Origin of the sequence: Spiroplasma endosymbiont of Polydrusus pterygomalis, from assembly GCF_964030635.1 — a bacterium.
In the GTDB taxonomy this organism is placed as follows: domain Bacteria; phylum Bacillota_I; class Bacilli_A; order Mycoplasmatales; family Mycoplasmataceae; genus Spiroplasma.
This window is the reverse complement of record NZ_OZ034909.1, coordinates 1,539,307-1,552,959: the sequence shown is the minus strand read 5'-3', so window position 1 is coordinate 1,552,959 and position 13,653 is coordinate 1,539,307. Positions and strand designations below refer to the sequence as shown.

24 protein-coding genes are annotated in these 13,653 nt (G+C 25.3%); 12 read left to right on the top strand and 12 right to left on the bottom strand.

Annotation, left to right across the window (positions count from 1 at the left end; translation table 4 throughout):
• Nucleotides 1-26: 26 nt before the first annotated feature.
• Both ACQH23_RS10145 and ACQH23_RS10140 read right to left on the bottom strand, forming a co-directional pair.
• Nucleotides 27-536, bottom strand: a complete 510-nt coding sequence (locus tag ACQH23_RS10145; RefSeq protein WP_425378235.1) for a lipoprotein — start codon at nucleotides 534-536, stop codon at nucleotides 27-29.
• A 96-nt stretch (nucleotides 537-632) separates the two neighbouring features.
• Nucleotides 633-1,286: a hypothetical protein gene (locus ACQH23_RS10140; protein ID WP_425378234.1), complete on the bottom strand. Its 654-nt coding sequence runs from the start codon at nucleotides 1,284-1,286 to the stop codon at nucleotides 633-635.
• A 311-nt stretch (nucleotides 1,287-1,597) separates the two neighbouring features.
• Between ACQH23_RS10140 and ACQH23_RS10135 the strand changes: the two genes are divergently transcribed.
• The 8 genes from ACQH23_RS10135 to ACQH23_RS10100 all read left to right on the top strand — a co-directional run bounded on the left by ACQH23_RS10135 (nucleotide 1,598) and on the right by ACQH23_RS10100 (nucleotide 6,508).
• Nucleotides 1,598-2,059, top strand: coding sequence for a hypothetical protein (locus tag ACQH23_RS10135; RefSeq protein WP_425378233.1), 462 nt, complete (start codon nucleotides 1,598-1,600; stop codon nucleotides 2,057-2,059).
• A 16-nt stretch (nucleotides 2,060-2,075) separates the two neighbouring features.
• Nucleotides 2,076-2,546: a hypothetical protein gene (locus ACQH23_RS10130; protein ID WP_425377890.1), complete on the top strand. Its 471-nt coding sequence runs from the start codon at nucleotides 2,076-2,078 to the stop codon at nucleotides 2,544-2,546.
• A gap of 75 nt (nucleotides 2,547-2,621) precedes the next feature.
• Nucleotides 2,622-2,747, top strand: coding sequence for a hypothetical protein (locus ACQH23_RS10125; protein WP_425378232.1), 126 nt, complete (start codon nucleotides 2,622-2,624; stop codon nucleotides 2,745-2,747).
• Nucleotides 2,748-2,765: 18 nt separating this feature from the next.
• Complete coding sequence (locus tag ACQH23_RS10120; RefSeq protein WP_425378231.1) at nucleotides 2,766-3,482, top strand: hypothetical protein; 717 nt, start codon at nucleotides 2,766-2,768, stop codon at nucleotides 3,480-3,482.
• A gap of 6 nt (nucleotides 3,483-3,488) precedes the next feature.
• Nucleotides 3,489-4,406, top strand: a complete 918-nt coding sequence (locus ACQH23_RS10115) for a hypothetical protein (protein WP_425378230.1) — start codon at nucleotides 3,489-3,491, stop codon at nucleotides 4,404-4,406.
• On the top strand, nucleotides 4,396-5,418 hold the full coding sequence (locus ACQH23_RS10110) for a hypothetical protein (protein WP_425378229.1): 1,023 nt from the start codon (nucleotides 4,396-4,398) through the stop codon (nucleotides 5,416-5,418). The genes ACQH23_RS10115 and ACQH23_RS10110 overlap by 11 nt, the downstream gene beginning before the upstream one ends.
• 15 nt (nucleotides 5,419-5,433) lie before the next feature.
• A complete protein-coding gene (locus ACQH23_RS10105; RefSeq protein ID WP_425377674.1) occupies nucleotides 5,434-6,087 on the top strand; it encodes a hypothetical protein in 654 nt (217 codons plus the stop codon).
• A gap of 88 nt (nucleotides 6,088-6,175) precedes the next feature.
• Complete coding sequence (locus ACQH23_RS10100; protein WP_425377673.1) at nucleotides 6,176-6,508, top strand: hypothetical protein; 333 nt, start codon at nucleotides 6,176-6,178, stop codon at nucleotides 6,506-6,508.
• Nucleotides 6,509-6,533: 25 nt separating this feature from the next.
• Here the strand turns inward: ACQH23_RS10100 and ACQH23_RS10095 are convergent, their stop codons facing one another.
• The 9 genes from ACQH23_RS10095 to ACQH23_RS10055 form a co-directional block, all read right to left on the bottom strand.
• A complete protein-coding gene (locus tag ACQH23_RS10095; protein WP_425378228.1) occupies nucleotides 6,534-6,713 on the bottom strand; it encodes a hypothetical protein in 180 nt (59 codons plus the stop codon).
• Between the two features lie 4 nt (nucleotides 6,714-6,717).
• Nucleotides 6,718-7,188: a hypothetical protein gene (locus tag ACQH23_RS10090; protein ID WP_425377638.1), complete on the bottom strand. Its 471-nt coding sequence runs from the start codon at nucleotides 7,186-7,188 to the stop codon at nucleotides 6,718-6,720.
• Between the two features lie 60 nt (nucleotides 7,189-7,248).
• Nucleotides 7,249-8,040: a recombinase RecT gene (locus ACQH23_RS10085; protein WP_425378227.1), complete on the bottom strand. Its 792-nt coding sequence runs from the start codon at nucleotides 8,038-8,040 to the stop codon at nucleotides 7,249-7,251.
• A 2-nt stretch (nucleotides 8,041-8,042) separates the two neighbouring features.
• Nucleotides 8,043-8,819 carry a hypothetical protein gene (locus tag ACQH23_RS10080; protein WP_425377636.1) on the bottom strand — a complete coding sequence of 259 codons (777 nt, stop codon included), beginning with the start codon at nucleotides 8,817-8,819 and terminating at the stop codon, nucleotides 8,043-8,045.
• Between the two features lie 2 nt (nucleotides 8,820-8,821).
• Nucleotides 8,822-8,968 carry a hypothetical protein gene (locus tag ACQH23_RS10075; protein ID WP_425377635.1) on the bottom strand — a complete coding sequence of 49 codons (147 nt, stop codon included), beginning with the start codon at nucleotides 8,966-8,968 and terminating at the stop codon, nucleotides 8,822-8,824.
• Nucleotides 8,961-9,251 carry a hypothetical protein gene (locus ACQH23_RS10070; RefSeq protein ID WP_425377634.1) on the bottom strand — a complete coding sequence of 97 codons (291 nt, stop codon included), beginning with the start codon at nucleotides 9,249-9,251 and terminating at the stop codon, nucleotides 8,961-8,963. Before ACQH23_RS10070 ends, ACQH23_RS10075 begins: the two co-directional genes overlap by 8 nt.
• Before the next feature lie 13 nt (nucleotides 9,252-9,264).
• On the bottom strand, nucleotides 9,265-9,432 hold the full coding sequence (locus ACQH23_RS10065) for a hypothetical protein (RefSeq protein ID WP_425378226.1): 168 nt from the start codon (nucleotides 9,430-9,432) through the stop codon (nucleotides 9,265-9,267).
• 9 nt (nucleotides 9,433-9,441) lie between these two features.
• A complete protein-coding gene (locus tag ACQH23_RS10060; RefSeq protein ID WP_425378225.1) occupies nucleotides 9,442-9,759 on the bottom strand; it encodes a hypothetical protein in 318 nt (105 codons plus the stop codon).
• A 516-nt stretch (nucleotides 9,760-10,275) separates the two neighbouring features.
• The gene (locus tag ACQH23_RS10055) at nucleotides 10,276-10,515 is read right to left on the bottom strand and encodes a hypothetical protein (RefSeq protein WP_425378224.1); all 240 of its coding nucleotides are present in this window, start codon (nucleotides 10,513-10,515) and stop codon (nucleotides 10,276-10,278) included.
• A 388-nt stretch (nucleotides 10,516-10,903) separates the two neighbouring features.
• Between ACQH23_RS10055 and ACQH23_RS10050 the strand changes: the two genes are divergently transcribed.
• Nucleotides 10,904-11,641 carry an IS30 family transposase gene (locus ACQH23_RS10050; RefSeq protein ID WP_425378223.1) on the top strand — a complete coding sequence of 246 codons (738 nt, stop codon included), beginning with the start codon at nucleotides 10,904-10,906 and terminating at the stop codon, nucleotides 11,639-11,641.
• A 207-nt stretch (nucleotides 11,642-11,848) separates the two neighbouring features.
• Here the strand turns inward: ACQH23_RS10050 and ACQH23_RS10045 are convergent, their stop codons facing one another.
• The gene (locus tag ACQH23_RS10045; protein ID WP_425378222.1) at nucleotides 11,849-12,028 is read right to left on the bottom strand and encodes a hypothetical protein; all 180 of its coding nucleotides are present in this window, start codon (nucleotides 12,026-12,028) and stop codon (nucleotides 11,849-11,851) included.
• Nucleotides 12,029-12,200: 172 nt separating this feature from the next.
• Between ACQH23_RS10045 and ACQH23_RS10040 the strand changes: the two genes are divergently transcribed.
• From ACQH23_RS10040 to ACQH23_RS10030, 3 genes are all read left to right on the top strand, one after another.
• Nucleotides 12,201-12,497, top strand: coding sequence for a hypothetical protein (locus ACQH23_RS10040; RefSeq protein WP_425378221.1), 297 nt, complete (start codon nucleotides 12,201-12,203; stop codon nucleotides 12,495-12,497).
• Between the two features lie 21 nt (nucleotides 12,498-12,518).
• Nucleotides 12,519-12,926, top strand: coding sequence for a hypothetical protein (locus ACQH23_RS10035; RefSeq protein ID WP_425378220.1), 408 nt, complete (start codon nucleotides 12,519-12,521; stop codon nucleotides 12,924-12,926).
• Between the two features lie 282 nt (nucleotides 12,927-13,208).
• Nucleotides 13,209-13,448, top strand: a complete 240-nt coding sequence (locus ACQH23_RS10030) for a hypothetical protein (RefSeq protein WP_425378219.1) — start codon at nucleotides 13,209-13,211, stop codon at nucleotides 13,446-13,448.
• The last annotated feature ends 205 nt before the right edge of the window (nucleotides 13,449-13,653 follow it).

The window sequence follows — 13,653 nt, the reverse complement described above, 5'->3', positions numbered from 1 at the left end:
AAGAGTTTTCGACAAAATTAAAGTTATTAATTAACTTTTACATTACCATTTTCATTTAAAATTAAATTAGGCTCTGTCGTATCTAAATTTCAACGATAAACTGATTTAAAATAATTATCATTTTTATTTTTTCAATAGTGAAAATAAGACTCTTTTCCTTCAAAATTATTTTTTTTACTATGTATTCCAAAATAACCATTAACTCTATACATTAAACTATAATCATCTTTATAACCTCTAATAATTATTGTATCGTATGTATTATTATTAAATTTAGTTAAATACCAACTATCATTTTTATCGCCACGCCATACTACATAATAATATTTGTTATCAACCGTATTAAATGGTTTTTCTTGTGGTGTTATTCATTCTAAATTGTTTTTAATATTTTCATCTTTTGTATCTATTTTATTTTCTTCTTTTAACTTTGCTAATTCATCTTCACTATATTGTGGTGTATTACAAGCAATTAAACTTGTTGTACTTGTTCCTATTAATGATATTACACCTATGATACTTAATATTTTTTTCATATTTTTAATTCCTTTGTATTTTTATAAAGTTTGTTAATTTAATTAAAAAAGGAAATAACTTTTATATTATTTCCATAAATATAATAATTTTATTTATTATATTCTATTTATTATTTCATAAGCAACACCACCAGAAATCGCTCCAACAATTGCTCCAATTACTGAACCAACAGCAGAACAAACGGGTGCCCCGGGGCCACATAAAAGACCAATAGTTACCCCCGTTAAAGCACCTGTTCCAGCACCAATAACTTTAGGTCCGTGCATTTTAAAAGCAGCTCTTAAATCATCAGTTAAGTTTGCTCCTTCTTTTTCTGCTTGTATTAAATCGTTTTTGAATTTTAGAAGTTGTTCTTTTTCTCACTCTCTCTTAACTTGTTGATTATAATTATGTTGTTGTTGTTCAATTCTTTGTTTTTCATAATAACTATTTCATTCTTGAATTCTTTGTTGTGCTCTAAAATTTGCTTCTCTAATACCTTTTTGTCATAAACAATTTCTCTCACTTTGAGTAATATTGTCATATTCTCAAGTGCCGTTTTTATTATAACGTACGGTGCGATTAAAATCTATCGGATTATAAAAACACTCTGCCGGACTATATTGTTGTTGTCAATATTGAGGTTGAGTGTCTCTTTTAACTCGATTTAATTTACTATTTTCTTTTTGATATGGACTAGCGGCAATTGTTGTTGGTACAGCAGTTCCAACAATAGTTAATACACTTAATAAACTAAGTAATTTTTTCATACTTGTTTTTCTCCGTTTCTTAATCTTGAAACTTTTTATCAAGATCTATTCCCAGTATATATATATATATATATATATACAAGCAAAATTAGTAATTATTTTAAAAACTTTTATCTTGTTAAAAAGCTATTAATACACGTTTTAAGGGGTAAATTAGCAATGAAATATATTAAGTTTATTTATTTTTACATAAAGTGTTGTATTAGTAAAATAATAGTATATAATGAAGGCATAGGTTTAATCTTTTTCCGTAAAAAAGAGTTACGCTGACTTGTTAATCGGACAAGGATAAAAAAAGAGGAGTTTATAAAATGGCACTTATAAAAGAACAATTAATCGAACAAGGTTTAAGTGAAGAAATTGCAGAAAATATCTTAAATCAGTTTAATAATGAAGCAAAGCAAATTAGAGAAAGTGTGCAAAAACGCGAAGATGTTATATCAAAAGAAGACTTTATTAAATTATCTAATGAATTAGATGAATTAAAAGCCTTTAAAGATGTTCCATCTACTAAAATTGAAGATATTAAAACTAATTTAGAAAAAGTTAGTGGTAGTTCTTTATTTGAAAAAATGCAAACTTTAAAAGAATTAAAACCTGATTTGTTTGTCGAAGAACAACCATCAGTTTCACCAACTAATTTAATTAAAGATATGATTGAAAATTCGGTTGAAAATAAAAATGATGAAATTGAAACTATTAAAGAAAAAGGAGCATATACTCCAGAAGAAATTAAGAAATTAACTGATTATACACTTAAAAAACTTAGATAATAAGGGAGTGAATATTATGGCAACAATTAATTTGCCACAAGTACCTTTTACATTACAAGGTAATACAACAGGTCAAAAAGCCTATGTTGATATGGTTAACGCTATGTTAAGAGGACCATTAATGAATGAGCATGCAAGTATTATGCAATATGCAACTGCAACTGCTGAACAAGTTGCTTGATTACCTAATTCAGGACAAGCATTATATAATTTAACTCATCGTGTGGTATGACAAGATGATTATTCATTACCAAATGGTGGGGCAACTCAAACAATGGGATTAACAAGAATTCCGGTGCCTATTAATAAAAGATTTAATTTAAAATTAATGAATGAAGCATTTGACTTAGCAATGATAGAACAAAATATTAAAAATGGTGTTATTGCTGATGCTATTGCTAGTGTTGTACAGAATAAATTTGTTAATTTAGAATGTGAATTAATTCAGGCTATTTATGATTATTGTTTAGCAGATGGTCAATATTAAGTAATTCCATTTCGTAGTTATACAGCCGATAGTGCCGATGAAGCAAATAAAGCATTCTTTACATTAAATGAAACTTTGATTGAATTAACAAATCAAATTAGTAGTTTATATTTTGGATTGCCAACCGATAAAATGTTTATGGTTTTAGGACGAAGATCCTATTTAGGATTAACACCTGCTTATTTAAAAGTAATTGGTTAACAAGCTCAATTAAAAGCAATGGTTAACGGTGAATTATATGAAAATACCGCAATGGGTATTCCGGTATCAAAAAGTTTTCATTTAGAAAAAACATATACAAAAGGACAAGTTAACCGAGATAAAGGTTATAATTTTACTAATATAAATGGTTTACTTATTAATAAACAAGTATGAGCATATCCAATTAATATGGATACTATTCAACAAGTTTTAGATAATGATACTGCTAACCCTAAATGAATTGGTAAAGTACAATATGCAACACCAACAATTTTATATCCAAAAACATGTAAGATTATTTTAGAAAAACAACCAACACAAGAAGAAATTGATACTGCTAAAAGTAATTTAAATAAAACATTTAGAGTGCCGGTTGATTATGAAATTTCTACACCAATAAATACAACAAAATCTAATGTAATTTTAACACCAGATGTTGCTAAAATAGATATTAGTAAAATAAATAAATTAGATAAACCAATCATTAATTTACCAGATCCCAAAGATGTTAGTGATGGATGATTAAAACCACAATTTAAAGACGTTGTTTTAAAAGCAGTTAAAACTGTAGATAGTTCTTTAACTGAAAATGATTTTGATTATTCTATTAATCCTAAAGGTGAAGACTGACCAATTGATATTACAAATGATAAAATTGTTGAAGTTTTAATTGAAGGTAAAAACAAAGCAACTGGTAAAACAAAGTCAATTGAAGTAGTAATTAAAAATTCTTAATAAACAATGAATTTATTAATATTACGAATTTTAACTTTATTAACAGAAAATTTAGGAAATAAACCTTTAATAAATAAGTTTGTTAATTTAATTAATAAGGTTAATAAGTTTGCTTCATATTATGCTAATCCTTTTCAAAAGATTACAAATAAAATTGAAGATATTTATCAATGATTAAATCCATTTACTTATTTAAATTTAATTAAAAAAGGTCATAAAAAAGAAATTCAACAAATATTAAGTAAATTAGAAAAAGATAACAATATTAAAAATAGAGAACAATTTAAAAAAGAAAATTATCTAAACACTAATTGACAACCTTTAAATAGTAGTTGGCTTAATAGTGGTATGTTTAATATAACAAATAAGTTAACTTTAACAGGTAATTTAACTATTTTAATATATACAAAAACAGCAAAACACCCGAAGTTTTATGGTCCATATGTTTATCCTAGTGTTCCAGTTGAAATTTGAAAATTATTAAGTAATGCTGTGTCTAATGCAGGAACTTTATTTTGGCGTTATTGATTAAGAAAATGATTACCTAGTCATTTAAGAGATTATATTAAAAAAAGATTACCAAAAGAATTAAAAGAAAAATACCCAAAAGGAAATATTAAATTAACATTACCACATATTCAAAAATTACAACAAATTAAAACGTTTATTAATAATTTAAAGATTGGACACTTTAATTTCAATTTTGCTGGTGAAATTAATAATAAAAAATGGTATCGAGAGCGAAAAAGCGATGTTAAAAATATTAAGAATTTATATAAAACACCAGTTAAAAGTATGTTTTATAAAACTAATCAAACTATTAAAAAAATTAAAAAAGTACAAAGAAAAGTTAATAGTTATAAACTATCTAATTTAAGAAATAAATATCGTAATCAATTAAGGGGTGTATTATATGGAAAGTAATTTAAATAATTTGTTATTTATAACAGTTGAAGATGTTAAAAAAAGTAAACTTTGACAACCTATTAATGATCGTAAGCAATCTGCTTATAATGATAATTTAATTTATAATGCTATCTTAAAAACTAGTTTATGAATGGATAGATTATCAGGTGGGACAATTTCAGATAAGATTAATAAAAAAGATTTATTTCCATGAGTAAAAAAAGATAATACAGGTTTAATTGAATATGATAAATGATTAAGTTATATTCAATCTGCTTGTTTATTAGCAGTTATGAATTGATATTTACCAAAAGGAGTTAATGATTTAACTGGTAGTGCTTCATTTTCACAAGGTGGTGTGGCATATTCACAAACAAATGACCCCGAAGCAAATGAAAATATTACTCGTGATGTTAAAAATGCTTTAAAATTAGCTGGTGAAATAATTGATATTATATCTAGTAAAACGGTTGATAGACCATATAATTATCATTTAGGGAATTATGCTCATCCTTGAGAAGAAGAATATAAATATATTACGAAAAAAACATTTTATGACAGTTTATTATTTTATTTAAAAGAACGCGTTCAAACTGATAACACTATTAATATTACTCATCCAACAATTATCGATTATAGTAAAATTGATTATAATGAATATATTAAACTTGTTGTTCCGTTTGATAATGATACGATTTATTATGATAATGGGGTTTGAAAAACAAATATTTCAGATTGAGAAATTGTTGACACTAGTGATTTAGATAATACAAGGTTTGATTATGAAATACAAAATTGAGATAAAGAAAATTATAAATACAATATTTGAATTAAAACAAGTAATCAAAATCATTATTATTTATCAACATACAAAAATTTTAGGGGAAAAATAACTGTTGGATCATTTGAATTAGAAAACGTTTTTTCTCATCGTGTAGAATTAGAAGGTGATGGAATTATTGCTATACGTACTGGTGGGACAGATGGAACACTTTCTGATTTACACATTGAAAGAAAAAAAGTAAGTTAGAAAGGGGTTTAATTAATGAAGCAAGATAAAACAACTTGATTAAAGGGTGCATTACCTTGAAATTGATTTAAAAAAGATCCTATTCCAACTTATAATTGAACTCATAAAGATATTAGAGAATGAGAAAGAAAATATAAAATTAGGAGTTGAGTAGTTAGTTTTTATACTTTAATATTTTTAGCATTAAATTGTTGATTGGAATATGGAATGATTGATGCAATTAAAGGAAAAATTGATTGATATAATTATGGTCAATATTGAGGCAATGGGATTGCCATTTTATTAACACCTTTATTTACCCATGGAATTCAAGGTATATTTGTTGCTAGTAGTAAACCCAAAGTAGATATGAAAATTGATATTCCACGATTAAAAGTTTCTAAAATGGGATTATTATTTACAACTTTACCTTTGATTACTTTAATTATTTCTTTAATTATTATTGGAATTGATAAATCAAAATGAAAAAAAGACCATTTAAGACATTGTTTAGATTGTCGGATTAATCCGCGCGTTATTCAACCAAGAATAGCAAAACAATGAAATAATTTAGATGGTATAACAGAAGAAATATTTAAAAATATACAAAACGAAAATATTAAAAAACAAAAACAAGAAGAAAATAACAAAAAATTAAATATAAATAATAATTATGAAACTAATAATTAAATTTTATTAAAATAGACTATATATAGGGGTGGTAGATATTTTTGGGTGGTTATATAGCTTAATTTATAAATTATTTTGTTCTGAAAGAATGGATGGCCACTGTTTAAGTAAGGATAAGAAAGGAAGCAAAAAAATGAATGAAACATTAATGATTGCTTTACTTGTGTTAGCTGGCGCTGGTGGAATGGGTAGTATTGGCATTCTTGGATTATCTGCTAAAAAAATTAAAAAATATAAAGCAGAACTTAGAGAATTAAGAACTGCTGTTATTGCCCACGAAAAACATTTACGAGGACCTGATTATGCAACAGAATTAGCCCTTAAAACAGGTCAAATTAAAAATGTTAAAAAACAAGTTAAAGTAAACGACAAAAAACAAGCACAAAAAGATGCTATTAGACAACTAACAAATAGTATTTAAAAAAATAACCAATTAAGGTTATTTTTTATTTTTCTTTGTTGTGACTTATATAAAAATTAATAAGATATTCTATTCGTTGTGAATAAGTATCAAAGTTAGATAATTTATTTCAAACTTTTTCTTCATTTTTATTTAAGTAAATATTAACATTTCGAATTTTACAAGAATAATATTTTCCTGTTTTTTGATTATATGATTCTTTCATAATATTAAACCTCATAATTAGCAATAATAATTGCATCTCGTAAATGATTACTTATCTTATCATTATTATATTTTCAACCTTTACCATATTGATAAATTAAATTACTATCTTTATCAAATTCTCATATACAACTATCATTATATTTACTTAAATTTTCCATATTTTTAACAATTGATTTAGTATGTTTTGGTGATACTCAATTAATATTGTGCACTTTTTTTGTATTGTATTTAACTGTTCCAATTACTTTTAATAAATCATCCCTATCTTTACTTGCATTAGCAGATGTATATAAACAATCTTCAATATTAATAATTGCATCTGGTCTTAATACATCTAAAATAATATCGGGTTGTGTAATTCAATCATAATGTGTATATTCGGATTTATCAATTAATTTATTATCTTTAAAAGTAACGATAGCAGTAGTACCAGTCCCTGATGGGTCAATACCTATTTTTATCAAGTTGCTCATTCTTCATCATTATTATTAACTGTTGGTACTACATTAGAGATATCTTCTTCTTTAACTACATTATTGTTTGTATCCGCTATTTCTATATAAGATGAGGTATTTTATATTGTTTGATAAGGGTTCATCGCTCATATGCCCCTTATTTTTGGCGACAGTAATATCATTAAAAGGTATATAATCAAAATTACCATCTTCTTTAATTTCTTTTTCATCTAAATCAATGTCAGTAATATCTACACCTAATTCTTGGGCTAATTTACGATATAATTTTGCTTCAACCATTTCTTTTGGTCATTTATTTCAAGGCGAATATTCACTATTTCCACTTGGACTACTATTTTTTAAACGGTCAATATCGGCTTTTCTTAATAAAATTCCTTTTGTTTCACCAGTTAAACGATTAATTCCAAAAGCATAAGCACCAATAATATTTTCATATTGACTGGTATTTGTCATAAAATCTATTTCATGTAATTTTGGTTTTTGTAAATCGGTATCTCATACAAATTTTTCACTTTTATAAATAATTCCTCGTTTTAACATTCAATTTTCTTGTTCCATTCTTTTTTGAAACACACTACTATCAATAATAGTTGTTAATTTATTTTTAAATGGAATAATATTAAAATCTTTGCCAAAAATTAAACCTTTATTACTTAAATTAATAATTCCTAAGGCTGTAATTTTTCCATTATCAGCATTACCCACTAAATTCATATAACTTTGATTATTTTTTAATTTTAGTTCTTGTAAAGAAATTAAATTTTCTTGTAAATATTTAGCATTAACATTTAATTCATATGCTTTAACTGCTGTTGCTACTAATTCTTTTATTCCCATTTGATTATTCATAATTATTTCTCTCCTTTATTTATTTTGAATTTAATTCCATTAACACCAATAGTATTAATGTTTTTATTACTATCTCATTGTTTTTTAATTTCGTTTTTAACAATTTGTTCATCAACAATTAAATAATTTTTAATTAAATTAATAAGTTCTAATTTATCAGCATTTTGTAAAAAATCATCATTAACACCCAAAATATCAATATCTTTAATTAATATTTTTTCTTTCCGAAATTTACTAGTAGTTTTTTCTAAATCTTGTTCTATTTTTGCTACATCTTCCATAACACGAACTTGTTCATCTTCAATTTGGTCCATGTCTAACCCCATATCAGGCGTTAAGTTATTAGCATATTCAACCCTATTTTCTTGTTCTTGTTTTTTAGTTTGAATAAACTGTTGTTGTTTTAAGTATTGAACTTGTATTAGGCTATTTTTAATTTCAATTTTATTATTTTGAAGTACTTTTTCTAAATTAATAATATTAACTCTAATTCGATTTAATTCATCTTTAAAATCTTTTATTAATTCTAATGGTTCTCTAAAAACAAAATCAATTTTACTAATAGCACTGGGTATATCTTTTAAATGTATATCTTGATAACCATTTAATGCATAATGATTAAGATGACGATAGATAAACTCTGCTAATTCTTTACCGTGATTATCAATTCAATTTTTAATCGGTAATGCTTTTAAACTTAATTCTTTAAAATCATTACCTTTTAAATAAAATGGATAGGTAATATTTTTAATTTGATTATTTAACTTTAAATCTGCCATAATTAAATTTCCTCCAAATTCATATCCATAATTAAATTATCAATATATTCGTAAGCAGTCTCTTCTGAACAACATTCTTCTAATGCGATATTAAATAAATCTTCTTCGCTATAAACATAACCACTTTCATCTTTTCACATATTATTCATAATTTATCACTTCGTAGTCTGCTTCTTCATCTTCTAAATAATCATCTATTAAACCTTTAACCTCATCAATTTCATATCATTTTAAATTTAAATCAAAATCTTTTGGCAATGAAATATTACCTACATGTCGCTCTTCATTACCAAATTTAAGATATAAATTTAATTCTCAACTCATATCATAGTCACTATCAATTTGTGCATAAATAATATCTTTATTACTAATTTTTAATGCGTTATTATTAATTCATTTTTCATTTAAGTAATCACTAATACAATATGACATTTTCTTATTCCTCCTAATTATTTTTATTGTTTAATGCTCAATGTTCATCAGTCATATCTTCAAATGAAACTGGATAACTTTTAAGCATTAATTCATTCAATTTATTTTCTTTATTGCATTCTTTATGAAAACAATAACCTCAATATCTTTGTTTAAGACAAATTTTATTTAACTTTTTCATATAAACCTTCTAAATTATTTGTTTTATTTTTTTCTCAATTTGTAATATTTTTCAACCATCTGATGCTAAATCTAAAATATCGTTAATTTTGTAATGTTGCATATAAGAAGCAATAACATCTCATTTATCTTCAAATAAATTTAAGTACATTTTTGCTCATTCTAAACACTGTAAATCATAATGATTTTTATGATGAGAAATACGACAATTAACAGGTTGACAATTCACTCAATCAAATGATGTTGTTATTTCACTTCAAGTTTTATTAATATACAAACTTTTATATTCCATTATATTTCCTCCTATTTTTAATTCGCTGGCACTCACTCCCAAGTGAAAGTGCCAAAGCGAGAATTAGTTATATAAGTATTTATCTATTTATTTACTACGCCATCCGCTTCACTGGGGGTTAGCGGTGGCGATAATATATTTAATATTTGTTTATTATTAGATAATAGACAGTTGTTTTTATGAGGTAAAGCCAGAGAATTCTCTCTCTTCATCCGCACTATTTCAAGTCAAAACGTTCAGTTTTTAAAATAAATTCACTTGCACCTTGAAGAGCCTGGTGCTGGCGTTGTGGTTTGTAGAACCGCTGCCATCCTCGATGGGACAATGTCTATCGCAAATTTATTTATAAAGTGTCCATCTCTATTTTTATTGTCGTTCGATGTTGACCTTGCACTTATCACGACTATCGCTTAGTTTAAATATAACCAGCGCCGATTTACATTTTTCCTCATACACTATTTCAGTACTTGCCTCGGCTGGCTGTGGGAATGAGCTTAAACTCATGTTCTTATGGAAGCACTTAGTTATTTAAAATAACCGTCCCACACTGCATTAAGTTGTTTTATAAAATCAAAGTTTAAAAGAACCAGTTTCTCAATCAAAGATAATTTTTGAATTTTCTAATTTTTTATAAAACCGCGTTTGTTTTTTATCTTTTGTACGATTTAATAAATCTTTATGTTTTTTACAAGTTCATAAAACTTTATTTGATAAAAATTCTTCGGTAATTAATGATATTGCTTTATAGAAATTATCAACATCACAGATTGTTTGTTGCGTATTAATTTCCATTACTTACTCCTTCCTTTAATATTAAGTTTTTTTATTTATTAGCCAAATTAATTAACTAAAACAGAGAAAGGACAACACCTTAAAATTGGAGAAAAAAAGGTACACTTTGTAAAAATTTCTAAGATATTTAATAAATGTGTAATACAACTTTTTCGTTAACTTAAAGTTGCGATAAAAAGTTTCTATTTTAAGAATTTAAGATGCTGCCCTTTCTCTGAATTAATTAATAATTATGGGTTTACAAATAAAAAAACAACCCTTTTTATTTAACAAGAGTTGTTTTTTGCCGCTTCATCGTACATGATACATTAGAAAAAATAAAGCAAGGAGTTTTTATATGGGATATAAACATCTTGGCATAGATTAAAGAATTTATATTGAGAATCAATTGAAGTTTAAAATAAAAATTAGTGAAATAGCTAAAAATCTTAATCGAAGTATTAGTACTATTATTCGAGAAGTTAATAGAAATAAAGATAATAATCATTATTTTTCATTAATTGCACAAAATAAAGCAGAAAATAGAAAACAATCACATATTTATTTTCATAAGTTTAAAAATAGAGAATTAGTAAAATATGTACAACAAAAATTATTATTAGGTTGATCACCCGAACAAATTTATGGCAGAATTAAAAATTTTCATAAAGAATGAATTATTAGTTTTAAAACAATTTACAATTGAATTTATTCTGGATTACTTGAAAAAGTTACTAATAAAAATTTAAGAAGAAAAGGTAAGAAACGAAAATATCAAGAAAATCGGGGTAAATTTAATGGTAAATCAATTAAAGAACGAAATGCTAATGTTAATAATCGCGTAACTCTTGGTCATTGAGAAGGTGATACCGTAGTATCATCACGAGGTAAAAGTAAATCATGTTTAATAACTTTAGTTGAAAGAACATCAAGATTTACTTTAGCAATATTAGTTGAAAATAGAACTACTAAAGTTATTAACGAAAATATTAGCCATTATTTATCAATTCTTCCAAATAATCTTGTTAAGACTATAACATTTGATCGTGGTAAAGAATTTGCTAATTGACAACAACTTGAAAAAAATTTAAATGTGAAAATTTATTTTGCTAATGCATATTCACCCTGACAAAGAGGTACTAATTAAAATACTAATGGTTTAATTAGAGAAAAATTTCCTAAAAAATTTAATTTTTCAAATACTACTAAAAATGCAGTTCATAAATTTATATTGTCTTTAAACCAAAGACCAAGAAAAATACTAAATTATCTTTCGCCAATCGAATATTTGGTTAGAAAAATAATTTAGTTGCACTTAACTTTACAATTTGGCCTTTATTATTGTTAATAATTTCTATTTTTTGCCGATTATCAGTGCCGCTTGCTTTAAAATGTCGTTTTCCATTCGTAATTGGATTAATTCTTTCCGCAAGGCAATCAGTTCATTTTCTTCAACAGTGCGGTTATCTTTTGCTTTAAAAGATCCAGAATTATTAAATTTTTCAATTCACTGATATACGGATGATTTTGACATCCCATATTCCTTAAAAATTTCAAGAATGATTTTACCATTTTGATAAAGTAAAACAATTTGTTTTTTAAATTCAATGTCCTTATCTTGTGATAATTTCGTAATAGTTATCTAGCAAAAATTTCGCAACCATTTTTAATTTGAAATGGTGATAACATTGGAAAGAAAACTAACAATGAAAGAACAACATAAATACAAAACAATTGAAAAAATTATTAACAATAAAATATCAAAGCAAAGAGCTGCAAATATTTTACACTTATCAATTCGTCGCATTGAACAACTTATAAAACTTTATGATCCACAAAATAGTCAATCATTTGCTCACCATTCTCGTGGAAGGATAGCTCACAATAAAACAAATCCACAAATTTGTGAAAAGATTATAAATTTATATAAAACTAAATATATTGGCTTTAATTTTACTCATTTCAAAGAAAAATTAATCGAAAATGAAGAAATAAAAATTTAATATTTAGTTTTATACAAATTAATGTCCTTAAATCAAATTAAAACACCTCGAAAGCAAAAAATAAAGAAAAAAGATAAAACCCACCCTTTAAGAGAACGTCGAAAATGTTTCGGCGAACTATTACAAGCTGATGCCAGTGAACATCATTGATTAGGACCAAATGGTCCAAAATGATTTTTACATGGCGCAATTGATGATACAACAAATACGGTTGTTGGATTATATTTTGCTTATCAAGAAACATTACAAGGTTATTATAATGTTTTACATCAAATTTTACGAAATTATGGAATTCCCATGACATTTTATACCGATAAACGAACAATCTTTACATACCAAAAAAGTAGTGATAAAACCGAAGAAAAAGACACCTTTACTCAATTCAGCCGATGCTGTGATGAATTAAGTGTCGAAATCATAACTACTTAAATTCCCCAAGCAAAGGGACGAATTGAACGTTTATGAGGCACTCTACAAGATCGCTTGAAAAATGAATTAATTCTCGCAGGAGTAACCACTATTGAAGAAGCAAATACATTCTTAAAATAATTTATAACCAAATTCAATAAACAATTTGCCATTCCTATTGATTATAACATTTCTGTCTTTGTTGATGCTCCTAATAATGACAAAATTAATTTATTTTTATTAATCACTTCAACGCGACAAACAGACAATGGTTCATCAATTAGTTATAACAATAAAAAATATATGGCTTATAATAATAAAAAGTTAAAAGTCTTTAATTCAAAAACAAAAATTACAGTAATTAAAGCATTTGATGAAACATTATATTTAAAATATAACAATCAAATATATAATTTATTAGAATACATTCCGGTTCCTATTAAAAATATTGAAAACAAAGTTCCCAAATCTAAAGCACATAAACCAAAACCAAATCATCCTTGAAATAATCAATATACATTACAAACATTATCAATTAAATAATTTTGCGAAATTTTTGCTAGATATTGACATTTGTTTTTTAAATTCATACACCGATGAATTTCTTCCCATTTTTATATTCCTACTTTCTTCATAATTATATTTTATTTGAAAGTCCACATAAATATGGTCCAACTTATTGTAACCTATCCAATGATTATCATAGTATCGCAAGAAGTCTATTGTGTTATTTCTCCTTTTTTAAATT